The sequence below is a fragment of the Amorphus sp. MBR-141 genome, assembly GCF_053628695.1.
Genome location: NZ_JBRJGW010000038.1, coordinates 1 through 24,725, shown reverse-complemented (window position 1 = coordinate 24,725; position 24,725 = coordinate 1). Strand labels below are relative to the sequence as shown.

General features: G+C 66.3%; 28 protein-coding genes. 26 read left to right on the top strand and 2 right to left on the bottom strand.

The window, feature by feature from the left end:
* The first annotated feature begins 139 nt into the window (after window positions 1-139).
* The 4 genes from motA to fliN are packed head-to-tail and all read left to right on the top strand — an operon-like array spanning window position 140 to window position 2,646.
* Window positions 140-1,027, top strand: coding sequence for a flagellar motor stator protein MotA (gene motA, locus ACSSVZ_RS26300; protein ID WP_453973830.1), 888 nt, complete (start codon window positions 140-142; stop codon window positions 1,025-1,027).
* A gap of 4 nt (window positions 1,028-1,031) precedes the next feature.
* A complete protein-coding gene (locus tag ACSSVZ_RS26295) occupies window positions 1,032-1,967 on the top strand; it encodes a flagellar motor switch protein FliM (protein ID WP_453973829.1) in 936 nt (311 codons plus the stop codon).
* Complete coding sequence (locus tag ACSSVZ_RS26290) at window positions 1,948-2,265, top strand: hypothetical protein (RefSeq protein ID WP_453973828.1); 318 nt, start codon at window positions 1,948-1,950, stop codon at window positions 2,263-2,265. The genes ACSSVZ_RS26295 and ACSSVZ_RS26290 overlap by 20 nt, the downstream gene beginning before the upstream one ends.
* A 3-nt stretch (window positions 2,266-2,268) precedes the next feature.
* Window positions 2,269-2,646 (top strand): flagellar motor switch protein FliN, encoded by a 378-nt coding sequence (gene fliN / locus ACSSVZ_RS26285; protein ID WP_453973827.1) that lies wholly within the window; start codon window positions 2,269-2,271, stop codon window positions 2,644-2,646.
* A gap of 168 nt (window positions 2,647-2,814) precedes the next feature.
* On the opposite strand, the gene ACSSVZ_RS26280 is transcribed toward fliN, so the two are convergent.
* On the bottom strand, window positions 2,815-3,015 hold the full coding sequence (locus tag ACSSVZ_RS26280; RefSeq protein ID WP_453973832.1) for a hypothetical protein: 201 nt from the start codon (window positions 3,013-3,015) through the stop codon (window positions 2,815-2,817).
* Here ACSSVZ_RS26280 and ACSSVZ_RS26275 point away from each other — a divergent pair.
* The 20 genes from ACSSVZ_RS26275 to ACSSVZ_RS26180 all read left to right on the top strand — a co-directional run bounded on the left by ACSSVZ_RS26275 (window position 2,951) and on the right by ACSSVZ_RS26180 (window position 22,105).
* Window positions 2,951-3,904 (top strand): flagellar motor switch protein FliG, encoded by a 954-nt coding sequence (locus ACSSVZ_RS26275; protein ID WP_453973831.1) that lies wholly within the window; start codon window positions 2,951-2,953, stop codon window positions 3,902-3,904. The two genes, ACSSVZ_RS26280 and ACSSVZ_RS26275, sit on opposite strands and share 65 nt — an antisense overlap.
* Before the next feature lie 18 nt (window positions 3,905-3,922).
* Window positions 3,923-4,990 (top strand): flagellar biosynthesis protein FlhB, encoded by a 1,068-nt coding sequence (flhB, locus tag ACSSVZ_RS26270; protein ID WP_453973826.1) that lies wholly within the window; start codon window positions 3,923-3,925, stop codon window positions 4,988-4,990.
* Between the two features lies 1 nt (window position 4,991).
* Complete coding sequence (locus ACSSVZ_RS26265) at window positions 4,992-5,501, top strand: hypothetical protein (protein WP_453973825.1); 510 nt, start codon at window positions 4,992-4,994, stop codon at window positions 5,499-5,501.
* 331 nt (window positions 5,502-5,832) lie between these two features.
* A complete protein-coding gene (gene flgB / locus ACSSVZ_RS26260) occupies window positions 5,833-6,237 on the top strand; it encodes a flagellar basal body rod protein FlgB (RefSeq protein WP_453973824.1) in 405 nt (134 codons plus the stop codon).
* Window positions 6,237-6,656, top strand: a complete 420-nt coding sequence (gene flgC, locus ACSSVZ_RS26255; RefSeq protein WP_453973823.1) for a flagellar basal body rod protein FlgC — start codon at window positions 6,237-6,239, stop codon at window positions 6,654-6,656. Before flgB ends, flgC begins: the two co-directional genes overlap by 1 nt.
* Before the next feature lie 2 nt (window positions 6,657-6,658).
* Entirely contained in the window at window positions 6,659-6,961 is a 303-nt protein-coding gene (locus tag ACSSVZ_RS26250; protein WP_453973822.1) for a flagellar hook-basal body complex protein FliE, read from the top strand.
* 10 nt (window positions 6,962-6,971) lie between these two features.
* On the top strand, window positions 6,972-7,760 hold the full coding sequence (flgG, locus tag ACSSVZ_RS26245) for a flagellar basal-body rod protein FlgG (protein WP_453973821.1): 789 nt from the start codon (window positions 6,972-6,974) through the stop codon (window positions 7,758-7,760).
* Window positions 7,761-7,769: 9 nt separating this feature from the next.
* Entirely contained in the window at window positions 7,770-8,252 is a 483-nt protein-coding gene (flgA, locus tag ACSSVZ_RS26240; RefSeq protein WP_453973820.1) for a flagellar basal body P-ring formation chaperone FlgA, read from the top strand.
* Window positions 8,249-9,349 (top strand): flagellar basal body P-ring protein FlgI, encoded by a 1,101-nt coding sequence (gene flgI, locus ACSSVZ_RS26235; RefSeq protein WP_453973819.1) that lies wholly within the window; start codon window positions 8,249-8,251, stop codon window positions 9,347-9,349. The genes flgA and flgI overlap by 4 nt, the downstream gene beginning before the upstream one ends.
* 50 nt (window positions 9,350-9,399) lie before the next feature.
* A complete protein-coding gene (locus ACSSVZ_RS26230) occupies window positions 9,400-9,984 on the top strand; it encodes a MotE family protein (RefSeq protein WP_453973818.1) in 585 nt (194 codons plus the stop codon).
* Window positions 9,981-10,700, top strand: coding sequence for a flagellar basal body L-ring protein FlgH (gene flgH, locus ACSSVZ_RS26225; protein ID WP_453973817.1), 720 nt, complete (start codon window positions 9,981-9,983; stop codon window positions 10,698-10,700). The genes ACSSVZ_RS26230 and flgH overlap by 4 nt, the downstream gene beginning before the upstream one ends.
* A 12-nt stretch (window positions 10,701-10,712) precedes the next feature.
* Window positions 10,713-11,219, top strand: coding sequence for a flagellar basal body-associated FliL family protein (locus tag ACSSVZ_RS26220; protein WP_453973816.1), 507 nt, complete (start codon window positions 10,713-10,715; stop codon window positions 11,217-11,219).
* Window positions 11,219-11,986, top strand: coding sequence for a flagellar type III secretion system pore protein FliP (fliP, locus tag ACSSVZ_RS26215; protein ID WP_453973815.1), 768 nt, complete (start codon window positions 11,219-11,221; stop codon window positions 11,984-11,986). The genes ACSSVZ_RS26220 and fliP overlap by 1 nt, the downstream gene beginning before the upstream one ends.
* 487 nt (window positions 11,987-12,473) lie before the next feature.
* Window positions 12,474-13,739 (top strand): flagellin N-terminal helical domain-containing protein, encoded by a 1,266-nt coding sequence (locus tag ACSSVZ_RS26210; RefSeq protein ID WP_453973814.1) that lies wholly within the window; start codon window positions 12,474-12,476, stop codon window positions 13,737-13,739.
* A 234-nt stretch (window positions 13,740-13,973) separates the two neighbouring features.
* Complete coding sequence (fliF, locus tag ACSSVZ_RS26205; RefSeq protein WP_453973813.1) at window positions 13,974-15,617, top strand: flagellar basal-body MS-ring/collar protein FliF; 1,644 nt, start codon at window positions 13,974-13,976, stop codon at window positions 15,615-15,617.
* Window positions 15,614-16,234: a hypothetical protein gene (locus tag ACSSVZ_RS26200; protein WP_453973812.1), complete on the top strand. Its 621-nt coding sequence runs from the start codon at window positions 15,614-15,616 to the stop codon at window positions 16,232-16,234. Before fliF ends, ACSSVZ_RS26200 begins: the two co-directional genes overlap by 4 nt.
* Before the next feature lie 7 nt (window positions 16,235-16,241).
* A complete protein-coding gene (locus tag ACSSVZ_RS26195; protein WP_453973811.1) occupies window positions 16,242-17,474 on the top strand; it encodes a MotB family protein in 1,233 nt (410 codons plus the stop codon).
* A 425-nt stretch (window positions 17,475-17,899) separates the two neighbouring features.
* On the top strand, window positions 17,900-19,885 hold the full coding sequence (locus tag ACSSVZ_RS26190) for a hypothetical protein (protein ID WP_453973810.1): 1,986 nt from the start codon (window positions 17,900-17,902) through the stop codon (window positions 19,883-19,885).
* On the top strand, window positions 19,885-21,588 hold the full coding sequence (fliK, locus tag ACSSVZ_RS26185) for a flagellar hook-length control protein FliK (protein ID WP_453973809.1): 1,704 nt from the start codon (window positions 19,885-19,887) through the stop codon (window positions 21,586-21,588). The genes ACSSVZ_RS26190 and fliK overlap by 1 nt, the downstream gene beginning before the upstream one ends.
* Complete coding sequence (locus ACSSVZ_RS26180) at window positions 21,533-22,105, top strand: transglycosylase SLT domain-containing protein (RefSeq protein WP_453973808.1); 573 nt, start codon at window positions 21,533-21,535, stop codon at window positions 22,103-22,105. Before fliK ends, ACSSVZ_RS26180 begins: the two co-directional genes overlap by 56 nt.
* Before the next feature lie 119 nt (window positions 22,106-22,224).
* Here the strand turns inward: ACSSVZ_RS26180 and ACSSVZ_RS26175 are convergent, their stop codons facing one another.
* Window positions 22,225-22,950, bottom strand: a complete 726-nt coding sequence (locus ACSSVZ_RS26175) for a protein phosphatase CheZ (protein ID WP_453973807.1) — start codon at window positions 22,948-22,950, stop codon at window positions 22,225-22,227.
* 191 nt (window positions 22,951-23,141) lie between these two features.
* On the opposite strand from ACSSVZ_RS26175, the gene ACSSVZ_RS26170 reads away from it, so the two are divergent.
* The gene (locus ACSSVZ_RS26170) at window positions 23,142-23,525 is read left to right on the top strand and encodes a chemotaxis response regulator CheY (protein ID WP_453973806.1); all 384 of its coding nucleotides are present in this window, start codon (window positions 23,142-23,144) and stop codon (window positions 23,523-23,525) included.
* 1 nt (window position 23,526) lies between these two features.
* The gene (locus tag ACSSVZ_RS26165; RefSeq protein ID WP_453973805.1) at window positions 23,527-24,255 is read left to right on the top strand and encodes a hypothetical protein; all 729 of its coding nucleotides are present in this window, start codon (window positions 23,527-23,529) and stop codon (window positions 24,253-24,255) included.
* Window positions 24,256-24,725: the final 470 nt, after the last annotated feature.

The window sequence follows — 24,725 nt, the reverse complement described above, 5'->3', positions numbered from 1 at the left end:
ACCTCGGGCAGCTCGTCCAGACCATCGAACCCGACGAATGCCAGAACTATCTCACCAACGCTGGATACGCTTCCGTCAAAACATGAAACGCTCTAACGCGCCCTAAGGTGAGCCACTCTCACCGGGAAGGAGCGGACCCTTGGGCGTTCTCATTGGACTTGTCGTCGGCATTGGCTCCATGGCCGGAGGTTTCATGGCGATGGGCGGCCATATCGGCGTGATCTGGCAGCCGTTCGAGTACGTCATCATCGGCGGAATCGCGCTGGGCACCTTCATCATCGCCAACCCGATGTCGGTGATCAAAGACACCGGCAAGGGGGTCGTCGAGGCGCTGAAGGGAGCCGGCCCGAAGAAGGCCGACTATCTCGCCCTGCTTGGCCTGCTCTATTCGCTGATGCGCGAATTGCGCTCCAAGCCGCGCAACGAGGTGGAAGGCCACATCGACAATCCGTCGGAGTCGTCGATCTTCCAGCACTATCCGAAGATCTACAAAGACAGCTACCTGACGCACTACATCTGCGACTACGTCCGCCTGATCCTCATCGGCAACGCCCGCTCGCACGAGATCGAGGCGCTGATGGAACAGGAAATCAGCACCATCAAGAAGCACAAGGCGAAGCCGTATTCGGCGGTCAGCTCGGTGGCCGAGGCGCTGCCGGCGATCGGCATCTGCGCCGCGGTGCTCGGCATCGTGAAGGCGATGGGCGCGATCGACCAGTCTCCAGAAATCCTCGGGCACTACATCGGATCGGCCCTGATCGGCACCTTCGTCGGCATCTTCTCCTCGTACGCGATGCTTTCGCCCCTGGCGACCAAGATCAAGACCACCCGCGAGAAGCAGTGCCAGCCCTACATCATCGTGAAGCAGACGCTGATCGCCTACATGAACGGCGCGCTGCCCCAGATCGCCCTCGAGCACGGCCGCAAGACCATCTCCGCCGCCGAACGTCCGACCATCGACGATGTCGAGAGCGACTCGATCGCCAACATCCCCGGCTCCGGCGCCGGCCTGCAGCAGGCAGCCTAATCCGATGAACGCCATGCCCTCCCCCGCGCGCGGCGACATCCGCGACATGCTTCTCGACGCAGCTGGCCTGTCGATCGACCGGCTTCCCATGCTGCACGTGATCTTCGACCGCGTGTCGACCCACTGCGCCGACGGGATCCGCCACCTGGCGGCATCCCAGTGCTACTACTCGCTGAGCAACATCGAGAGCGGCCGCATCGGCGACGTGCTCGAAGAATACGAAGGCAACGCCGTCGTCGGCGTGTTCAACGCCCCAGGCTGGGACTCGCACGTCCTCGTCGGCTTTGACCGCGACTTCGTCTTCACGATGGTCGAGGCGTTGTTCGGTTCCGATGGTTCCGAGCCGCCGATCGACGACGAGCGGCCTTTCACCAACATCGAAATGCGGATCTGCCAGACGCTCTTCGAACAGGTGGCCAAGGCGATGAAGGAATCCTTTTCCCTCATCTCCAACACGACCTTCAAGTTCGAGCGCCTTGAGACCCGCCTCGACTTCGCCGTCGTCGGCCGGCGGAACAACCAGTCGGTCGTGGCGAAGTTCCTGCTGCAGGCGATCAACCGCGGCGGCGAGATGTTCGTCATGATCCCCCAGTCGGCGCTGACGCCGATGCGGCAGACGCTGGCCCGCGCCTTCACCGGCGATTCCTCGGTCCGCGACCCGGCCTGGGTCAGGCAGATCAGCAGCGAAGTCCGAAAGACCTCGGTGACGCTGAACGCGATCCTGGAATCCCGGGAGATTTCGCTCGGCGATATTTCGGAGCTCAAGGTGGGCCAGGTGCTGCAGCTGTCCGCGACGCCCCGCACGCGGGTCAAGCTGGAGGGCAACAACCAGCCGCTGTTCTGGTGCCAGCTCGGCCAGGCGGAAGGCCTCTACAAGCTGCGCATCGAGGAGATGGTGGATCAGGAACAGGAGTTCATCGATGACATCCTACCTCGTTGATGCCGCGCTCCTTGTCGCGCTGGTCGTCACCAGCGTGTTCGCAGCCGCGATGTACCGCCGGCTGAAGCGCCTCGACCTTTACCACTCCGACTACAAGCGCATCCTCGCCGACACCGACGACGCCCTACAGGCGGCGCGCAGCGCGGTGGCAAGTCTCAGCGCCGAAGGTCGCGAAACCGCGATCGCGCTCGCCGATCAGATCGAGAAGGCCGAAGCGCTCATCCGCCAGTTCGACGCGCACACCGGCGCCGCCGGCGCAACTGACATCAGCCGGCCGACCGTGGCCCAGAAAGGATAGACCATGAGCAGCATCGACTCTGACGATTTCTCGGACGACTCCGTCGATGAAAGCTCCGTGGCGGAGACCCCTGCCGAGACCGCCGACAACGCCGGGGCTTGGACCTTCGGCGCGACGCGCAACCTCGATTCGATCCTGCGCATCCCGGTCCTGATGCAGGTCGTGCTGGGATCGGCAACCATGCCCGTCGCCAACCTGATGAAGCTTGGCCGCGGTGCGATCGTCCCGCTCGACCATCGGGTCGGCGAGCCGGTCGATGTGGTCGTCAACGGCCGGGTGATCGCACGGGGCGAAGTCGTCGTGGTGGAAGACGACAACTCCCGCTTCGGCGTCTCGCTGACGGAGATCGTCGGGCCTCCGGGCTCCGAAACCAGCCACTGACGCCCGCGGGCGGCGGAGCCGTCCTCCCCGCGCCGGCGCCAGCAGTCGTCGTCGACCGGAAGGCCTTCCCCGCGGTGCGGCGACCCGATCCGAGAACATGACGGGGCAGGAGTGAAGAGCACCCTTTCGCCCCGCATCGAATGCCAAACCATTTGAATTGTTCGCGCTTCATGACTTCAGCTCGCTGAGACCGAAGTCATCGCGATCCAGCAACCGCAACGGGTCGATCCAACTGATGGTCACCACAGCTTCCTCTTCGCGATCGCGACCGCTCAAAGGGCCCGACAAGGTCGCCGCCTTGCTCATGGCGATGGGCAAGCCGGCCGCCGCGCGCGTCATGCGCCACTTCAATGCGGACGAAATCCGCATGGTGACCCGGTCCATCGCCGAGCTGAAACCGGTCACCACCACACAGATCGAAACGATCGTCGAAGATTTCGCCTCGCAGTTCGGCGCGGGAGCGAACCTCGTCGGGACCGTCGCCGAAGTCGAGAAGCTGCTGAGCGGCGTGCTCGATCCGGACGAGGTCCGGCAGATCATGAGCGACGTGCTGGGCAACCAGAACCATTCGATCTGGGACCGCATCTCCCAGGTCGCCGAACAGTCGCTCGCCTCCTACATCGCCAAGGAGCATCCGCAGACGGCGGCGCTGATCCTGTCGAAGGTGAAGTCCAGCTGCGCCGCCAAGGTGATGGCGCAACTGCCGTCGGAGAGACGCAACGACCTGACCCGCCGCATGCTCACCTTCAAGCCGATCGTCGATCAGACGATGCAGATCATCGAGAAGACGATCCACGACGACTTCATGATGAACTTCTCGCGCAACGCCGGCGCCGACACTCACGCGCGCATGGCCGACATCATCAACAAGATGGAGCGCGATCAGATGGAGCAGGTGCTCGAGGACCTGTCCAGCTCGAAGCCCAAGTCGGCCGAGATCCTCAAGGGTCTTCTGTTCACCTTCGACGATATCATCCGGCTCACTCCGCGGGCGCGGACGACGCTGTTCGACCAGGTTCCGACCGACAAGGTGGTGATCGCGCTCAAGGGCTCGGATCCGGAATTCTGCGACATCATCCTCCAATCGCTCGGCTCGCGCGTCCGCCGCATGGTGGAGCAGGAGATCCAGGGCAGCGAACCCTCCTCGCAGCGCGACATCGGCGAGGCGCGGCGCCTGATCACCGATCTCGCGCTGGAGATGGCCGGACGCGGCGAGATCGAAATCGCCGACAACGACGACGACGGCTACGCAAGCTAGGCGGGATGAACCGAGCCCGTGGCCGAAGACCAGGACAAGGACAGCAAGACCGAAGAAGCCTCGGAGAAAAAGGTCTCCGATGCGCTGGAGAAGGGCAACGTGCCCTTCTCCAGGGAAGCTCCCATATTCGCGTCCCTGCTCGGCATCCTCCTCGCGCTGTCGTTCCTCGTCACCGAGAAGGCCCCGGCCCTCGTCTCTTCGCTGTCGCGACTGTTCGACAACGCCGGCGGCTACCTGATCAACGACGGAGCGGACGCGCTCCTCCTGTTCGCCGACATCGGCCGTGCGGTGGCGATGTTCCTCCTGCCGATCGTGGTCCTGCTCAGCGGCTTCGGCCTGATCGCCTCCCTCTCTCAGAACGCGCCCCGGATCGTTGGCGAACGAATCCGGCCGCAATGGTCGCGGATCTCACCCATGGCGGGCTGGAAGCGCATTTTCGGCGTTCAAGGTATGATCGAATTCCTGCGATCGCTGGTGAAATTCACCGCTATCGGCACGATTACGGTCATGCTCCTCAGGAGCGAAATCATCGGCGTGATCAACGCGATCACCACCGACCCGACCCTTCTCCCGACGAAGATCCTGTCGCTCGCCACGCGTCTGCTCGCCGCCGTCTGCGCCGCGACGATCGTGCTGGTGGCGGCCGACCTCCTCTGGTCGCGCTTCAAATGGCGCAAGGACCTGATGATGTCACGGCAGGAGCAGAAGGATGAGATGAAGCAGATGGAGGGCGATCCCATGGTGAAGGCGCGCATGCGCTCGCTCGCCAGGGACCGCGCCCGCCGCCGCATGCTGACTGCGGTGCCACAGGCATCGCTGGTGATCGCCAACCCGACCCACTACGCCATCGCGCTGCGCTACCATCAGGACGAGGGCGGCGCGCCCCTGGTGGTGGCCAAGGGCACCGATCTCGTGGCCCTCAAGATCCGCGAGATCGCCACGATGCACGGCATCCCGGTGATCGAGGACAAGCCGCTCGCGCGATCCCTTTATGATGCAGTAGAGGTTGACCAATGGATCCCGCCGGAGTTCTACAAGGCGGTCGCGAAAATCATCTACTACATCTACTCGCGCGAGGGTCGTTGACATGCAAACCAATCGTCACTTCGTCAGCACCCAGGACGAGCATGCGCGCGAGTATCGGCGCTACGAACGGCTGCTCGCCCGGACATTGCGTCCCTTCATCAACGAGCTGCAGCTCATCGATGCCGGCGTGCTGATCGGCTACATCCTCCTCGAGCGCGAGAAGCTGCTCGAGGATCTGATCGATTCGTCTGCGGAGAACTTCCTGAAGCCCGGCGCCATCCACTATGGACGCGCGGCTTGCGCCCGGTGCGAATGGGGAAGCAAGCCGACCGCCGCGATCGAGCTCGAACTGCGCCACCCGCAGCTGACCGCTTATTTCAGCGTCGTGTTCGAGGCGGACTTCGTCGGCATCAACCTGCACGGCATCCTCTATTCCGGCGCCCCGGGCGAGGACGAGGAGAACTGGCTCCGCTTTGCCGCCGTCGTCGCCGAGTGCAGCCTGGCGGAAACGGGTGCCAGCCGCATCGATGGCAGCGCGCCATCGGATCCCTCCGACCACGCGACGCACTGAGCGGCCGAACGCGCCAGCTCCAGCGCGAGGACGCGGCAACGGGGACGGCCCCGCCGTGAGCGTCTGCTCGATCGAGACGGCTTCGGATCGATAGGGCCGGAAGCCCTGAAGCGCGATCGATGCTCGAGCTCCAGAGCGGATACGCCGGAAAAGCCCGACCACCCAGGTCCTCGTCCCGACCCACCACCGCGGCCGATCGGCTGTGCCGGCCCGATGCCGACACAGTCCCCGCGGCTGCGCGCTCGCCCCGCATAAGCAGTTCTACCGAGACCCACGAAATGCCGGGCCATTGCCAGCCTCGGGCAAGGTTGCCTGCCTAGGTTCCACCGCGATGAAGCAGTGGAGGCTCCGGGTGGAACCTATTCATCTTTTCAACCTTGCTGGCCGCCATGCGCAATGGGCGGCGGTGAGGCAGGCAACGATCAGCGCGAACATAGCCAACGCGAACACTCCGGGGTTCGTGGCGAAGGACATCGAGCCGTTCCAGGCCGTCCTCGACCGCACCAGCCTTCGGATGGCCGCGACGGCTTCGGGTCACATCGGCTCGAGTCCCAGCACCGACGGGACGACCGACGCACGGCGTACCGAGACGTGGGACATCACCCACTCCGGCAACAGCGTGAGCATCGACGAAGAGCTCATGAAGGCCAACGAGGTCAGCCGTGCCTTCTCCCTGGACACGAACGTCATGCGGTCCTTCCACCGGATGATCATGACCAGCCTGAGGGCCGGCTGATGATGGATCCGTTGATGGCCGTCGGCCGGCTCGCGGGCGCGGGGCTCGAAGCCCAGTCCGCGCGTCTGCGCATCGTGGCCGAGAACATCGCCAACGCCCGCTCGACCGGCGCCTCCCAGGGCGCCGAGCCCTATGTCCGCAAGACGATCCTGTTCGACACCTCGTTCGACAGCGCCCTCGGCGCGGAACGGGTCGAGGTGAAGGGCTTCGTGCCGGACAAGAGCCCGTTCCAGATCGAATACGACCCCGGCCACCCGGCCGCGGATGCGAACGGCAACATAAAGCTGCCGAACGTCAACATGCTCGTGGAAATGGCCGACATGCGCGAGGCCACCCGCTCCTACGAAGCCAATCTCCAGATGATGAAGCAGGCGCGGTCGATGATCTCGATGACCATCGACCTGCTCAGAGGTTCTTGACGATGATCATCAATGCAATCGGGGGCGTCGGGTCCGTCGCCACCCAGATCCGCCCTCACGGCGCGGCCGCGACGGCATCTGCCGAGCCGACCTCGTTCGGCGAAGTGCTCGCGAAGATGTCGGCCGACGCCATCGGCACGATGAAGACCGGCGAAGCCACCGCGATCTCCGGCATCCAGGGCAATGCCTCGGTGCAGAAGGTCGTCGAGGCAATCATGTCGGCCGAGGAGACCCTGCAGGCGGCCATCGCGATCCGGGACAAGGTCGTGAACGCCTATCAGGAAGTCAGCCGGATGGCGATCTGAGGAGAGTGACATGAAAGCACTTGCGATCGCCGCCACGGGCATGAGCGCCCAGCAGACCAACGTCGAAGTCATCGCGAACAACGTCGCGAACATCAACACGACCGGCTTCAAGCGGGCGCGGGCCGAATTCTCCGACCTGCTCTACCAGTTCGAGCGTGTCCAGGGCGTGCCGAACCAGGGTGGCGAGGACCCGGTCCCGGAAGGGGCCCGGGTCGGCCTCGGCGTGCGGACGGTCGGCGTCCGCAACCTGCACATCCAGGGGCCGCTGACCAACACGTCGAACCCGCTCGACCTCGCCATCAACGGCGGCGGCTGGTTCCAGATCGTCGGGCCGAACGGCGAGAGCCTCTACACGCGCGCCGGAGCCTTCAACAAGGGCCCCGAGGGCCAGCTCGTGACCATCGACGGCTACGCGGTCCAGCCCGCCATCATCTTCCCGGACGACACGACCGACATCACCATCAACGAGTCGGGCGAGATCTATTCGCACGTCGCCTCGCAGCAGGACCCGCTGCTGCTTGGCCAGCTGACCCTCGTCTCCTTCGCCAACCCGGCCGGTCTCGAGCCGCTTGGCGACAACCTCTACCGCGAGACCGCCGCATCCGGCCAGCCGCTTGAGGGCGTCGCTGCCGAAGACGGTCTCGGCAAGATCCATCAGGGCTATCTCGAAGGCTCCAACGTCGATCCGGTCAAGGAGATCACCGAGCTGATCTCGGCGCAGCGCGCCTACGAGATGAACTCGAAGGTGATCCAGGCCGCCGACGAGATGTCCGGCACCGTGTCCAAGGGAATCCGCTGAGGTCGCATGATGGCTCACATCGCTCGCCGTCTTCTCCCGATCATCGCCGCCACGCTCGCCTCTCTGGCGACGGCCGGCCCGGCACCGGCTGCCCAGGTGCAGGGCATGCTGCCGGTGCCCGCGGTCACCATCTACCCTGGCGACGTGATCGCAGCGGAGATGCTGACCGAGCGCGCCTTCTATTTCGACCCGAACCTGCCGCTTGCCGTCCTCGATTCCGCCGCGCCGATCCTCGGCAAGGTGGCGCGGCGCACGCTCGTAGCCGGCAAACCGATCCCGAACAACTCCTTCGGGGAAGCAACCCTCGTCACCCGCGGCCAGCCGACCGAGGCGCGCTACGAGGCTGGCAACCTGACCATCACCGCAACCGTCATGCCGCTCCAGTCCGGCGCGCTCGGGTCACTCATCCAGGCCCGGAACCTCGATTCCGGACAGATGATCGCCGGGATGGTGCAGGCCGACGGCAGCCTTCTCGTGGGAAGCAGCCGATGACCCGCTGGCTCTGTCTCCTCGCCGCGCTCGCGGTCTGCGCCAGCGGCCCGGCCGCAGCGACCCGCATCAAGGACATCACCACCCTGCAGGGCGTCCGCGACAACCAGCTCATCGGCTATGGCCTCGTCATGGGCCTCCAGGGCACCGGCGACACGCTCCGCAACTCGCCCTACACCGAGCAGGCGCTGCAATCGATGCTCAACCGGCTGGGTGTGAACGTCGAGGGCGTCCCGCTTCGTGCACGCAACGTCGCGGCGGTCACCGTCACCGCCGACCTGCCGCCGTTTGCCGGCGTCGGATCGCGCATCGACGTCAACATCTCCTCGATCGGCGACGCCACCTCACTGAAGGGCGGGACGCTGGTCGTCACCCCGCTGATGGGTGGCGACGGGCAGACTTACGCCGTCGCCCAGGGGCCCCTCGCCGTGTCGGGATTCACCGCGCAGGGTGTCGCCGAGACGTTGACCCAGGGTGTCCCCACTGCCGGGCGCATCCCCAACGGCGCAATCGTCGAGCGCCAGGTTCCCGGCGGTCTCGGCAACATCGGCACCCTGGTGCTGGAGCTCGACAACCCGGACTTCAAGACCGCAGCGACCATCGCCGACGCCATCAACGCCTATGCCACCGGCCGCTACGGCAAGCGGGCGGCCCGCGAGCGCGACCTGCGCTCGGTGGTGCTGACCACACCTGCGAAGGTGTCCCGCGCCCGCTTCCTTGCCGAGATCGGCGAATTGCCGGTCCGCCCGGACATCCCGGCTCGGGTGGTCATCGACCAGCGCACCGGCACCGTCGTCGTGGGTCAGAACGTCGAGATCTCGACCGTCGCCATCGCCCACGGGAACATGACCGTTCGGGTCACCGAAACGCCCTTGGTGTCCCAGCCGAACCCGTTCTCCGACGGCGAAACCGCCATCGTTCCGCGCACCGTGGTCGACGCCCAGGAAGGCAGCGGCCACCTGGCCGTCGTCGGAGGCTCAGACCTCCAGACGCTCGTCCACGGACTGAACCGCGTCGGTCTCAAGCCGACCGACATCATCGCCGTCCTGCAGGCCATCAAGACCGCGGGCGCCCTTCAAGCCGAACTCATCGTTCAATAGACCCGCACCGGCCGACGGTGCCGGTCGTCCCCCATGGGAGGGGTTCCGTCATGTTGACTTTCTGCAAGGCGTCAGTGGCCGTGATGCTGGTGGCAGACCTCGCCGCCGGTCCGGTGTTCGCCAACGAACCCGTTCCGGTCGCGCCGGCGGCCACGGCCTCGTCGGTCGAGCCGGCCTCGTCCGCCGAGACGGCAGAGAAACCGGCCCTCCAGTCGGTCAATCCGACCGATCGCAACGCTGCGGAATACTGCGCCAACATCGCCGACGCGGCGACCGACGCCCGCTTCCAGCGCCAGGTCGAGGCCCTCAAGGCTCTTGAGAAGAAGATCCAGGAACGGATCGCCACCCTGGAACTGAAACGGGCCGAGTACGAAGACTGGCTGCAGCGGCGCGAGAAGTTCCTGAAGAGCGCCGAAGACAATCTCGTCGCGATCTACACGCAGATGCGACCTGACGCCGCCTCTCAGCAACTCGCCATCATGAATGAATTCACCGCGGCCGCCATTCTCGCCAAGCTGCCGGCGCGAACGGCAAGCGCCATCCTGAACGAGATGGACCCGAGCAAGGCCGCACAGCTCACCAACATCATGGCCGGCCTGTCCGACCGGACCGCCAGTCAGAGGAAATCCGGATGAGGTCTTCCCTTTTTGCGGTGGCCGCGACGGCGCTCGTCGTCGCCGGTTGCCAGTCTTCGAAAGACAATCTGTTCACCGGGCCCGAGCTCACTCCGGTCGGCCAGGGCGTGGTCATCGCAACGGCGGCAATGCCGACGAGCTATGCCCCGGCAACGCCGAAGACGCTGGGTTCGACCTGGGGCGGTCAGGGTCAAGACCTGTTCCGCGACATGCGGGCGAACCGGATCGGCGACGTGCTCACGGTGACGATCCAGATCAACGACAAGGCCCAGTTCGACAATGCCAGCGACCGCTCGCGGGATGGCAAGGCGAAATTCGGCCTCTCGGCCGCGCTTGCCGCGGCGGGCTTCGGCCTCGGAGCCAGCGCAGCCGACCTCTCCGCCGACCTCGACATCAAGTCGGGGACCAGCACCAAGGGCCAAGGCACCATCGACCGGTCTGAGAAGCTCCGTCTGTCGGTCGCGGCGGTGGTCGTCGACGTCATGCCCAACGGCAACCTGTTGATCAGCGGCTCCCAGGAGATCCGGGTCAACTACGAGGTTCGCGTCCTCAACATCGCCGGCGTCGTGCGCACGCTCGACATCGCCGACGACAACACGATCGCCTACGACAAGATCGCCGAGGCCCGCATCTCCTACGGCGGGCGTGGCCGCCTCACCGACATGCAGCAACCGGCGTGGGGGCAGCGCCTCTACGACGTCGCGGCACCGTTCTGAGCCGGGGACGAGATGGCACAGGAACCAGAAGAAGCGGCGGACGGCGGCGCATCGCCGAAGAAGAAAAAGGGCGGCACGCTGATCGCGATCATCGTCCTCACCCTGCTTGCGATCGGCGCGGGCGGCGGCATCGGCATGAAGCTCGCCTCGACCGTGGAGGAGGCGGTAACCAGCCGGGAGGTCGACGAGCCGGCCGTCCCGACAAGCGAAATGCGCTATTCCGGCGACATGGTGCTGTTGCGGCTGGCGCCGGTGATCGCCAACCTTGCCGCGCCGAGCGACACGTGGATCCGCATCGAGACGGCAATCGTGTTCCCGAACGGCTCGCTTGCGAACCCGGACGTGGCCGCATCCCAGATCGGGCAGGACATCGTCGCCTATGCGCGCACCCTGTCGCTGAGCCAGTTGCAGGGCCCAACGGCGCTCCAGTATTTGCGTGACGACCTGAACGAGCGGGCAGCCCTTCGCACGGACGGCAAGGTCAGCGAACTCATCATCGAAACCATGGTGGTGCAGTGATGACCGTGTGCGCCACCTCTGTCGGCCGCCCGATCACCCTCGCTGCGGCGGCGGCCCTCGCGACCCTCCTTCTGCCGGTGACGGCCATCGCCCAGGAGCTGCCGTCCCTCGGCTCGCTGATGCCCGACGGGTCGGCCTCGGCGACGGGCCGCATCGTCCAGTTCGTGGCGCTGATCACCATCCTGTCGGTCGCGCCCGGCCTGTTGATCATGGTGACCAGCTTCACCCGGTTCATCGTCGCGCTGTCGTTCCTGCGCTCCGGGCTCGGCCTGCAGACGACGCCGGCAAACCTGGTCATGATCAGCCTGTCGCTGTTCATGACCTTCTTCGTCATGCAGCCGACGTTCGAGCGGGCGTGGCAGGACGGCATCCAGCCGCTGACCGAGAACAGGATCAGCGAGCAGGAAGCCTACGCCAAGATCACCGAGCCGTTCCGGGTCTTCATGCTCGAGCAGGTGCGCGACAAGGATCTGAGCCTGTTCGCCGACCTTGCCAACGTGCCACCGATCGAGCCGGGACAGCAGATTGAACTCCGGATCCTGGTGCCGGCATTCATGATCTCCGAGCTGCGCCGCGGCTTCGAGATCGGCTTTCTGATCATGCTGCCGTTCCTGGTCATCGACATGATCGTCGCCACCCTCGTGATGTCGATGGGCATGATGATGATGCCGCCGACGGTGATCGCACTGCCGTTCAAGATCCTGTTCTTCATTCTCATCGACGGCTGGAACCTGTTGGTCGGAAGCCTGGTCAAGTCGTTCTTCTGACCGACGTCGGCGGCAGCCCTCCCTGCCGCCGACGTCCCCCCGCCTGAAGGTCCGCGATGCACAGATCGCGGCCATTTCGGACCGCAGTGACCCAAGATCGGCGGCGCCGTCGCTTCCAGCGCTCAAGAGCCGGATGCGGGGCGGAACTCGGTTGCCGCTCTTCCCCGTCCCGTCCCGTCCCGTTCCGTTCCGGAGCGGATTGTCCAACGAGAGCGCGTGGCAACAGGTCCGGGCGCCATCCGACCCGCACGCGATGAACGTGCTTCCCCGCGCACTGTGCAGGTTCGGTTCCCCCCGCAAGCTTCGCGCAAGATCGATGTGGGACGGTGCCTGCATGGCAGATTGGCTGCTTGCAGAAGAAGCAAGTAGTAGCCGGGCTTCAGAGACAGAACGAGCCCGGCGTCCAAAGGCATGATGCCGTTCTGCCATACCGGTGAGAGCCCGGTATGTCCCCCGACAACTTCAATCAACCTAGAGGGACATCCCAATGTCTAGCATCATCACCAACACTTCGTCGATGGTCGCCCTGCAGACCCTGCGCGGCATCAACAGCAGCCTCGACGAGACCAACAACCGCGTGTCGACGGGTCTCCGGGTCAACTCGGCCGCCGACAACGCAGCCTACTGGTCCATCGCCACGACGACCAAGTCCGACAACGGCGCGCTCAGCTCCGTGAAGGACGCCCTCGGTCTCGGCAAGGCCTCGGTCGACACCGCCAATACCGGTCTCGACACGGTTCGCGAGTCCCTGCAGAAGGTCAAGGAGAAGCTTGTTACGGCCGCCGCACCGGAAGCCGACAAGAGCAAGCTTCAGACGGAAATCCGCAGCCTGCTCGACGGTATCCGGAACACGGCTGACTCGTCGGTCATCTCTGGCAACAACTGGTTGTCCGTGAACACCGCCGGCGAGACCAAGGACATCGTCGTGTCCTTCTCGCGTTCCGGTACGTCGATCGCGCTCGACACGATCTCCGTCGACATGGACAACTTCTCCCTCTACGAGGCCGGCACCAACACCGGCATCATGGACAAGGCGCGGTCGTCCACGAGCTACACCAGCTCGCTCTCCGTCGTGGCGACGGCCTTCGACGACGCGACCGACGAGGTCGAGTTCAACGTGACCGTCGGTGGCAATACCACCAAGGTCACGATCAACCAGGCCACTGTCGAATCCGCTCTCGGCACCGGCACCACCGCGCTCACCAACGCCGCCGACTTCAAGGCGGTGATGCAGCAGGCCCTGACCGACGCCGGCATCAAGGATCTTTCCCTGACCGCCGACAACACGGCCGGCACGGTGAGCATGGACAGCGCGAAGAGCTTCTCGCTCAGCGCACTGACGGTCGTGACCGACGCCTCGACGGCTGACCTGGATGCGAGTGACTTCGGTCTCGCCACCTCGCCGACCGTGACGACAACCGCCACGCAGATCGCGGTTGCCGACATCGACATCTCCAGCGCGACGTCCACCGACGTCCAGAATTACCTGAAGGTCGTCGATGCCGCGCTTCTCGATCTCACCGACGCGTCGACCAAGGCCGGTGCTCTGACCGCCCGCATCGACTCGCAGGAGAACTTCGTGACGGCGCTGATGGACGCCAACGAGCGCGCAATCGGCACGCTGGTTGACGCCGACATGGAAGCGGAATCGACTCGCCTGAAGGCCCTGCAGACCCAGCAGCAGCTCGCCGTTCAGTCGCTGTCGATCGCCAACTCCTCCAGCCAGAACATCCTCTCGCTGTTCCGCGGCTAACACTGACCGCACTCGTCTTACGAGTGCTTGGGCCACGCTCGGCAACGAGCGTGGCCTTTTTCTTGTTCGAGCGACGGCCGCAATGTCCGCGCAAGGTTGATCCCCGACAGTGCCCACGTCGCCGGCGCATGAAGTCCTCGCCGGCAAACCCGAAGATGTGATTCCCGCCGATCGCCGCCGCCCCTTTCGTGGCGGCGTCAGCATCGCGCGGCCTTCGAGGAATGGAAGCTGTCGATGAGCGGCCGCGCACAGGCTGAACGTCTCTGGAACAACATTCGAGAGCTCGGCGCCCGTCGGCTCCTGGCCCTTGGGCTTGTCGGCCTCACCGTCATCCTGATGGTCGGTGTGGGCGCCTTCTTCCTGAGCCAGCCAGAGCGGGAAGCGCTTTACGTCGAACTCTCGCGCGAGGACGTCAGCCGCATCGGCGGCGCGCTCAAGGACGCGGGCGTCGATTTCGACGTGTCGTCCGACGGCACCTCCGTCCTCGTTGCGCATTCCGACACCTCCCGCGCGCGCATGCTGCTGGCCGAAAAGGGCCTGCCTCAAGACACCAACTCCGGCTACGAGCTGTTCAACGAGCTCGGCTCGTTCGGCCTCACCTCCTTCATGCAGGAGATCACCCGCGTCCGGGCGCTCGAGGGCGAGCTCGCCCGCACCATTCAATCGATGAAGGGCATCAAGGCGGCGCGCGTTCACATCGTGCTGCCTGAGCGTGGCTCCTTCCGGCGCGACCAGCAGGTCGCCTCGGCTTCGGTCGTCATCCGCACCGAACGCGCCAACGATTCCAACGACGCCCAGGCGATCCGCCATCTCGTCGCTGCGGCGATCCCCGGCATGACGCTCGACAGCGTCACCGTCCTCAACACGGAGGGCACCGTACTTGCCTCCGGCGAAGACGGCGACAATGCCGCGTCCGGCAAGCTCGCGAACCTGCAGGACCGGGTGAACGGCGAGATCGAGGCGAACATCCGCCGCACGCTGACCCCCTATCTCGGGCTCAACAACTTCGAAATCTCCGTCGCCTCGACCCTCGACATCGACAAGACCCGCACCAGCGAGACGATCTTCGATCCGAACTCGCGGGTGGAGCGGTCGGTCCGGGTGATCAAGGAGAACGCGCAGTCGCGCAACGGCTCCAACGACACCCCCGCGACGGTTCAGCAGAACATTCCGCAGGAGCAGCTGCCGACGGCGGCAGGTGGCGGTTCGAACGAGCAGAACGAGCGGCGAGAAGAGCTGACCAACTTCGAGATTTCGTCGAAGCTGGTGGAGACCGTGAGTGACGGGTTCCGCGTCCAGCACCTGTCGATCGCGGTTCTGGTCAACAAGGAGCGGCTGATGGAGGCCGCCGGCACCGGCGGCGGTTCCGTCCCCGTCGACGCACAGATCGCCGAGATCGAGCAGCTCGTCGCCTCCGCCGCCGGCCTCAACTCCGATCGCGGCGACCAGCTCAAGGTGTCGGCGGTCGGCTTCGCTGCCGGTGCCGGCGAGCTGGAGCCGGTGGCTCCCCTATCGATGATCGACCTGCTGATGCGGCAGTTCGGCACGCTCATCAACGCCGCCACCATGCTCATCGTCGCCATCCTTCTGATCTGGTTCGGCCTGCGACCGGCGATGCGGGCGATCCTCGCCCGACCGCAGGACGAACAGCAGGCCGCCCTCGAAGCAGCCGCCCTGACGGCGGCCGACGCCGCCGTGGCCAGCCTTGAGGACGGAAGCCAGGCCATCCTCGCCGAGGAGGAGATCAACCTCATCGAGGATCTCACTTCCAAGCGCAGCCGAACCCCGCAGAAGCGCCTCGAGCAGATCATCGAATACGACGAGGAGCAGGCGGCCGCCGTGCTTCGCCAGTGGCTGAGCAACGAAGCGAAGGCTTGATCATCATGAACGCTCTCGCACGCCTCATTCCGGACTTCGACGCCCCCAAGGGCACCACGGACCCTGCCGAACCGACCCTGCTGTCGTTCGTCAAGGTCGTCTCCCAGCCGGATCTGGGGCCTTCCCTTGCCGATGTCGAAGCCCGCGCCCGCGCCGAGGCGCGCGCTGAAGCCGAGGCCGAATGCGAACGACTGCGCGCCGAGGACCGAGTGCGCTTCGACGAGGAGCTTGCGGAGAACCGCCGCAACTGGGCCGACACCGAGGGTGCGCTCCTCGCAGAACGCGTGACCGAAGCCGTTGCCGATCTCGAGACCCGGATCGCCGACAGCGCTGCCCGCGCAATCGGACCGTTCCTCGCGACGCCGCTTCGCACCAAGGCGGTCGACGACCTCGGCAAGACGCTCGTCGCGCTGCTGGACGACCGCGAGCACCCCAACCTGCAGGTCACCGGTCCGCAGGACCTGCTCGAGCGTATCCGCACCCATCTCGGGGAACGCGCGGCGTCGATCGCCTTCTGCGCCAGCGCGAGCACCGACGTCCGCGTGACCGCCGATTCTACCGTCATCGAAACCCAACTGCGCGCCTGGCTCGACCGCCTGGGCGAAGCCATCAATTGAGACGCTCATGGGACCCGCCGACCATCAGGAACTCATCATCATCCGCCGCGTCGAGGAGGATGAACACGAACATCACTCCAGCGCCTGGAAGGTGGCGCACGCCGACTTCATGACGGCCATGATGGCGTTCTTCCTGATCATGTGGCTGATCAATGCGACCGATGACGAAGTCCGCAAGATGGTGGCAGCCTACTTCAACCCGGTCGACCTGGCCGCGAGCGTCACCAATGCCAAGGGCCTTCACGACCCCGAGGACGCCAGCCTGATCTCCGAGAGCAATCCGGGCCGCGGCGAAGGTGTCGGGGGGGGCGAACAGTCGCCTGCGCCGAGCGACGCGACCAAGGCGGCGCACGAACAGGCGGCGTTCCAGGATCCTTACGCGATCCTGGCCAAGCTCGCGGCCGAGGCCGAGCCGAACCAGTCGAGCGACATCGACGTCCCCGAAGGCGAAGCAGGCGATCCCGGCGAAACCGGCGGCGACATCCTGCGCGACCCGTTCGACCCCGTTTATTGGCAGACCGACGCCTCGCGGCCTTCCGTCTCGGAGACCCCGGGCAAGGCGGGAACCGAGGCCACTGGCTCACCCATGGCGCGTCCCGATGCCGGGTCCGCCCGTCCCGAAGGCACTGCCGCCGAGATGATGGCGGCGGCCATCGAGAACGCCGCGATCCGAGCGGAGGCGGACACAGGGACCGACCGCGCCCTCGCGCTCGCCGGCGCTGCAGAAGTCCTTCCTCCGGAAGACGGCACGGAGGCCAACACGCAGGCCGTCAATTCGCTCGCCCAAGAGCTCGGCCCAGCCCTTGGCGATCCCGGAGCGGCAGGCGGCAAACCGCATCTCGCCATCCAGCAGACCGCGGAAGGCCTCCTCGTCAGCCTGACCGACGACATCGACTTCGCCATGTTTCCGGTCGGTTCGGCGGTGCCCGATCCGAAGGTCGTCAGGGCCATGGAGACCATCGCCAAGGCCCTGCAGCACCGCGATGGCGAGATCGTCATCCGCGGCTACACCGACGCCCGCCCCTTTCAGTCGGAGACCTACGACAACTGGCGGCTGTCGAGCGCCCGCGCGCACATGGCCCGCTACATGCTGGTGCGCGGCGGGCTCGACGAAAGCCGCATCACCAGCGTCGAGGGCCATGCCGACCGTGACCTGAAGAACGCGCAGGATCCAAACGCGCCCGAAAACCGACGCATCGTGATCCTGCTCCGCGAACCCGAGAAAGGTGCTCGGCCGTGACCCGCCGCGCTCGACTTCCGGCCCTCGCCCTTGCGCTTGCCGCAGGCGCCCTTTCGCCGGTCATGGCGGATCGCGCCGCCGGCCAGTCGTTGACCTCGACCGCGACAACCGTATCGACCCCCGCCACCGGCGGGCCGATGGTGCTCGCGCCGCCGAACGCCGCACCGGCCGAGCCGGAGCGGCGAGGCGGCTTCGGGCTCTTCTCTCCGTTTCGGCGGCCGGTTCCGCCGCCGCCGAGCATGGACGCCGTCCATAGGCCGACGGTCACGCCACCGCCACCGCCAACGCTGATTGCACCGGCCGCATCCGCGTCGACCGCCCCGGCACAAGCCGCCTCGCAGGCCATTCAGCATGCAGCGACGCCGACGGCTGCGACGCGTCCCACCCCGCTCCCCCCGGCTCACCCCGATCGGCAAGGACCAACGATGGCGACACCGGTCGCCGCTGTGACCCAGCCGGCGGATCCGATCCCCGATGCGATGGATCCGAGCCTCTCCGCCGAACTCAACAACGAACGCGCCCTCGACCGGGCGGCCGCCGCCGCATCAGCCGTTGTTTCCGGATCCGGATCCGCGGCCGACGCCGATGCCCCGGCGGAGGCGGAGCTCGGGCCCGTCTCGGCTGCTTCCGCCGACGTGCCGGTCCCGCGTCCGCGCCCTGATCCGCCCGCCACGGTCCAGCCGGCCGGCCATCTCGAGCTCGCAGCCGAAGAGCCCGACTCCGCACCAACGGAGATCGTCGGGCAGGATGCGGTCTCCGATCGCCATGACAATGGCTCCGCCGGCCCACACGATACGGACGTGGCCGATGCCGTCTCCACCGACGCCGGGCCGATGCCGCAGACCCCATCCGGGGCCGAGGCAGGCCATGAGGGCGAAGCGGTGCCGGACGACCTGACCGTTCAAGCCGGCGCCGTTGCGGCGGGTGACCAACACGCGCCGCCAACGCCGGAACGAGCGGCTCCGGACGAAGAGGTGTCGCACGCAGCGACCGCCGTCACCGATCACAGCCAACCGCCGGCTGAAGCGGAACCCGTTCCTTCACCCGATGCGCACCCGACGCACGTCGAGGCACATGCAACGGCCGACGAGGAAGCGGCAGCCGCACCGGAGGCCAACCACGAAGAGGACCCCACCGCACACCGGACCGAAGAGACCGCGACTGGCGATCACGCCGACGCCGAAGAGGGTCACGGCACCACCGAGAAAGGTGCGGATCACGGGACCGATGCGGGCGCCCACGGGGACGAGGTGCCGCCAGCGCCGCCGCTCGACCTGCCCTCGCGTCTCGGCGGGTTCGATACACCGGCCGCCGGCACCGCGATCGCGCCACCGTACCAGCTCGTCCGGACGCTGCAGACGTTGCAGGACAACATCGCCGCAGGTTCCTCCGCGGCCCTCGCCGCCCAGAAGGTGCTCCTGGCTAGGCTCGACAGGGACCTGCTTGCGGCCGATCCGGCGCTGTGGGCGGAGCGTCGCAACGCCGAGGCGCTTGTCGTGTACACGCTCAGCGGCGGCCGCCCGGAGGTGACCCGCGAGCTCCTGTCCCGCGACCCCGCCCCGAACGTCGACGAACGTCTCCTGCGTGGGGCGCTCGCCTATGTCCAGGGGCGTGAGTCGGAGGCCCGCAAGCTTCTCGGTGACCAGGATCCTCTGGCCCTGCCGGCAAACCTGGCCGGGCAGGTGGCGCTTGCCCAGGCGACCCTGACGCTTGCCAGCGACACCACCAAGTCGCTCCAGCTCCTTGACCTCGCCCGGCTCCTGTCACCCGGCACCCTCGTCGAGGAAGCGGCTCTCAGGCGCGAGATCTATGTGGTGAGCGAGCAGAACGACGTCGACAAGTTCGAGCAACTCGCGCGGCAGTACCTCCGACGCTTCCGCCACTCGGTCTATGCCGGCAACTTCCGTCAGCGCTTCGCCGCCGCCCTGACGCGGATGAGCTTCATCGACGATCCGACCCAGTTCCAGCGGCTGGACCTGCTTCTCGCCGATATCGACGACGACTCCCGCCGCGAGCTCTATCTTGTCGTGGCCCGCGCGGCGGTGAACGGCGGCAAGACCGCCGTGGCCGCCATGGCTGCTGAACGGGCGCTGCAGTCGGCGACGCCGGGATCCCGCGACCGGGCGCGGGCGCTCCTCTATCGGGGGGCCGCCCTCGCCGTGACGCCGGATGGGCTCATGTCATCACTCGACGATCTCCGCGCCGTTGATCGCCAACTGCTCCCGCCTTCAGACGCCGCGCTCTACGACGCCGCCGCGGCGACCGCCGACCTCATCCTGACCGCACCGGAAGGGGCGGCAGAGGAGGTCGACGTCGCCGAAGCCAACGACGCCATGGCGGAATCCGAGATTTTCGCCCAAGCGACGTCCGCCGTGGAGGCCGTCGACACTCTGTTGAGCGAGGCCGACTAGTGCCCGGCATCACGGCCTCCCGCCCGGACATGACTTCACGCGACGACGCGATGAAGGCTACCGGCAAACCATCGAAGGATGGCGCCCTCCGCGCCGGATCGCCGCCGCGGGAGCGTCCCGACGGGACGCCCGATTTCGCGGCTCTTCTCAAGGCGGGTGCTGGCGACGCGAAGCGCACGGCGGATCCCGACCCGGCGACGACATCGAACGACCGTCATGCGCCGGCCGATGCGGCCGCCCTCGGCGATCCGCGCGACATCGGCACGCTCGACCGCGACGCGCACGATCCGGCGCCTGAGATCGTCGATGCCGCAAAGGCGCAGCAGGGGGCCGGCACCGGAGCCGGCACCGACTGGACTACGAGCCTGCGCGATCTCCTGGCAGGTTGGTCCGAGCCGGTCGCAGCGTCCGCTCCATCCGACAGAACGATTGCCGTTGCCACCGAGGCGGCGATCGTCGCGGCTTCGGCTCCGCAAGGGTCCAGCGCCCCCGAGGCCTCCCCTGCCGGAGACGCACGCGACCAGGAGGCAACCCGCGCCCCGGCACAGCCGACCGGCGACCTCTCGGCGCCTGCCGGCACCCTCGCGAGCGAAAAGGCAGCAGCCACAGCGTCCCGGACATCGACGGAGCTTCGCTTCGCGCTGCCGGGGGCGCTCGACGCCGCCAACCAGAAACGCGCGACCGCGGTCATGCCCGGAGACGGCAAAGCCATCGTGGGGCTACCCGGCGCAATCGGCGGGGTGGCGCCATCCGCCCCCGCTGCTCCGACGGTGCTGTCGGCCCACATCGTCGATCGACAGACGCATTTTGCACCGATCGAGACCCTCGCCAGGGGTGCGACACCGCGGCCCGGAAAGGCGAACCCGTCAGGCGACCCGTCCAAGGCCCCGGCTGTGCGCGGCGCGCCACCGCCGAGGACAACCGCGACGGCCGATCCGGCGCCCGTACCGCAGCATGGGTCAGCCGATGGGAGCGGGCCCGCCGAGGCGGAACCACCGCACCGCGTGCGGGCGCCTGACAGCGCGGCGGCCACCGAGAGGTCGCCGCTGCACGGAGCCCGAGACAAGAACGGCGGCGAGAGCGGACCCAGCGCGAGCACTGCGGGGTCCTCCACGACCTCTGCTGCCGCCTCGCCCACCGCGCCCGCCTTGCCCGCTGCGACGCTCCAACGGCTCGCCGGCAGCATTCTCTCAGCCGCCGGTGACCTTGCGGCGGGGCAGTCGGCCGCACCGCCGCCTGCCGGGACTTCCGCGCCGCCCGACCGGGGTCCGGTGCGTGTCCTCGACCTCGAGCTTACGCCCGCCGATCTCGGCCTCGTGCGCGTGCGGATGCGGCTGACCAGCAACGGGATCGATCTCCAGCTCGCCGCCACGCGGCCAGCCACGGCGGAATACCTCCAGGAGGACCGCCACCGGCTGAGCTCGATCATCCGGGACGCCGGCTACGACATCGACGGCCTGACGGTGCAGGTTTCGGGTGATGGATTCCGCTCGCACATCCTGCCGACCATGCGTCAGGACGCGACGCTGGGCCAGCCCCCGGCGGGCGGCTCGTTCCAGCCCCAGGCGGATGCCGGGGCCCAGTCCGGCAACAACCGCGGCGACAGCCCGAACCACCGCTCCCCCCAGCCCGGCATCAAGGAAAATGATGGCTCACAGATTCAGGAGGGCGAGCGCTCTCGCCCTGGCACTCTTTACGTTTAGCCTCGCAGCGGCGACCTCCGCCGCAGCCGGAAACATCTGCGAAAAGGAAATGGAGCGCGCCTCGGCAAAATATGGCGTGCCGCTCGGCATTCTCTATGCCGTCGGCCTGACCGAGACCGGTCGCAAGGGCTCGCTCCAGCCCTACGCGATGAACATCGAGGGCAAGTCCTTCTTCGGCAACAGCGCCGCCGACGCCCAGCGCAAGTTCGCCGAGGCCCGCGGCCAGGGCAAGAAGCTGATCGACCTTGGCTGCATGCAGATCAACCACCACTTTCACGCCGACAAGTTCCGTTCGGTCAGCCAGATGCTCGAGCCGAAGGCGAATGTCGACTACGCCGCCCGCTTCCTGAAGGAGCTGAAGGCGCGGGAAGGCAGCTGGACCATGGCCGTTGCGCGCTACCATGCCGGGCCGAACAACAACCCGGCCCAGAAGCGCTACGTCTGCGCCGTCATCCGCAACATGGTCGCGACCGATTTCGGCACCTGGACGCCGAACGCCCGCCGCTTCTGCGGCTGAGGCGGCCGGTCGGGCCAGCGAACCCGGCACCAGGAAACATCGCCGCGACAAAAAAAGCCCGCCGATCCGATCGGCGGGCTTTTCTTTGCCCAAGGCGGGGCCGGCGTCTCCGACCCTGCTCAGGGAAACAGGGAGTCGATGTCGTCCTGGGAGACCACATCGGCATCGCCGTTGAGGACGGGGCCGTGCATCTCGACACCCGATGCCGTGCGCGAGAAGCTGTGGCTCTCTTGCGCTTCGGCGTCGTACTCTTCGTTGAGAGAGCCGAAGCTCTTCCAGATATCGGCCATCGTGGCGAGACGTGTTTCGATGAAGTGCATCAAGCCGACGACCTTGCTGATGCGCTGGCCGGTGATGTCCTGGAAATTGCAGGCCTCGAAGATGCGAACGGTGTTTTCGTGGATCTGCTCGACCAGTTCGCGTTCGGCATTTTCCAGCGACGCCGACTTCGACAGCCGTGAGGCGAGGGCCTCGATCGTTTCGGCGGTGGCGAGAATGGCGTCCGTCGCCCCTTCGGTGTCCGAAACGACGGCGTCGAGCTCGTCGGTCGCGCGATGGAACTGCGCCTTCTTGTTCCCCTTCGCATTCAGAGCACCGAGCTCTCCACGGGTCCGCTTGATCGCATCCTGGATCGTCTCGACGCCGGCGAGGAGAGTGACCCCGCCCTTCGGGGCGGACCCGTCCTGGGCCCGCTCTTCGAGCCGCGCGATCAGATCTTTCAGATCGGCGAGTTCGTTGTGGATCCGGTCGAAATGCGTAAGCAGCGCCGTCGGGGCCTCGACGTTCGCCTCCTTCTGATCTCGTCCGGCGCGCTCAATGCGATAAGGTCGCAAGCCTGCCGACATCGGCGTCTCCTTTGGCTCAATACAAGTTGTCGCGAAGTTTCTATAGTACGGCTTCGCGATCTACGTAAATTCCCCCCGCATCCGCAAAGCAAGCCTCGCGCAAGTTAATCTCCATTACACGATATGCATCGAAACCGGTCCGCCGCCTGAGAGTGGGCGTATCTTTGACGACCGATCAAATGGAGCTAACGATGGCGCTCGACTTCTCGATGCCGGTCTTGGTAGTGGACGACTACAAGACCATGATCCGCATCATCAAAAATCTCCTGAAGCAGCTGGGCTTCGAGGACGTGGACGAAGCCACCGATGGCACCGAAGCGCTCGGCAAGCTCAAAGAGCGCACCTATGGTCTGGTCATTTCCGACTGGAACATGCAGCCGATGACGGGCTACGAACTTCTGCAGCACGTGCGCTCGGACGATGTTCTGAGTGCGATCCCGTTCATCATGGTGACGGCCGAAGCCAAGACGGAAAACGTCGTTGCCGCGAAGAAGGCAGGCGTCTCGAACTACATCGTCAAGCCGTTCAACGCGCAGACGCTGAAGGGCAAGATCGAGACTGTCTTTCAGAACTGACGTGAGCGCCATCGAGACCGCGGCGGCCCCGATGACCGGTCGTCGGCCTTGGCGCGGCGGCATGCGAGGGGCGCTCGTAGCGGCCAGCCTCGCCGCATCCGCCTGCCATGCCGCCGGGCAGAGCGGTGAACCTGTCGATGCCGGGACGGCCGCGGATGCCGGGCTCGGCCAGAGTCGGGCCGAAGCGGCCTGGAACCCGACGCCGGCCGACATCACGGGCCCCGACCGGGCCGGGATCGACGGCGAACTCGAAGCTGCGATGGACATGACGCCGCCGGGCCGGCGTGTGCGGATCGAACTGGCGAGCGGGTCGACGCTGCTTCTGACCGTCTCTCCCTACGAAGCTGGCCCCGACGGAGCCGACTGCCGGGTCTTCGACTACGACTACCGGACCCTCGCCGGCGGCCATGCGCGCGTGACTGGTCGACGATGCTGGCTGCCAGCGACGGGATGGCGCCCGACGCGCATGGACACTCTTGTCGAAGCGGACGGGCTCCCCGCCGTCGAGCGAACTCCGCTCTTCGAGCCCCCAGTTCACGCGTCCATGACGGACGGTGACGGGGCCGCCGGATCGCTGAACCCTTCCAAAGATGCGTCGGCAGGACCACGAGCCCGCGCCGGCGAGGCCCCGGCGAGCTCTGAACCGAAGCCGGCACCCAGCGCACCGGCGCCCTCCCGGATCATCCTTCCTTTCGTGCTCGACGACACCCGTCCGGCGTCCCGCCGCTAACTCGGGCGCCGTCAGAACGGGGGGCCGGCTTTGCTGTCTGGCCCGGATCCCGCCCGCGGATTCTTCCGCTTCGATCACCGGACTGTCAGGCGCAAAGGCTCGGCGAAACGGGCGCCCATAACGCGTGCGCAAGGCCGCATCATCACGGTTTGGCATCCCACCCATCAGCTTTCAAGAATGCTTCCAATTTGGATGGATACCTCTGCCAAACCTGAACGGGTTGCGATTGAGTGGATGTATTTTTCTTCATATCAACAGATTGCGACGGCGAGATTGCCGGTGCACGGCTCCTGAATTGAACAATTCAGGCAATTTTTCAGAAAATCATCCCGGAAAGGTCCATCCGTGTACGTTGTCGTTGATCACAGAGAAACTGTGACCTGCCACTGAACTGTCATCCAGCTGCGATTAGAGCCTCGGTCGTTTCTGCTACGCCATAGGGCGCGGGTTGAGCAAGCGGCGGAGACGCG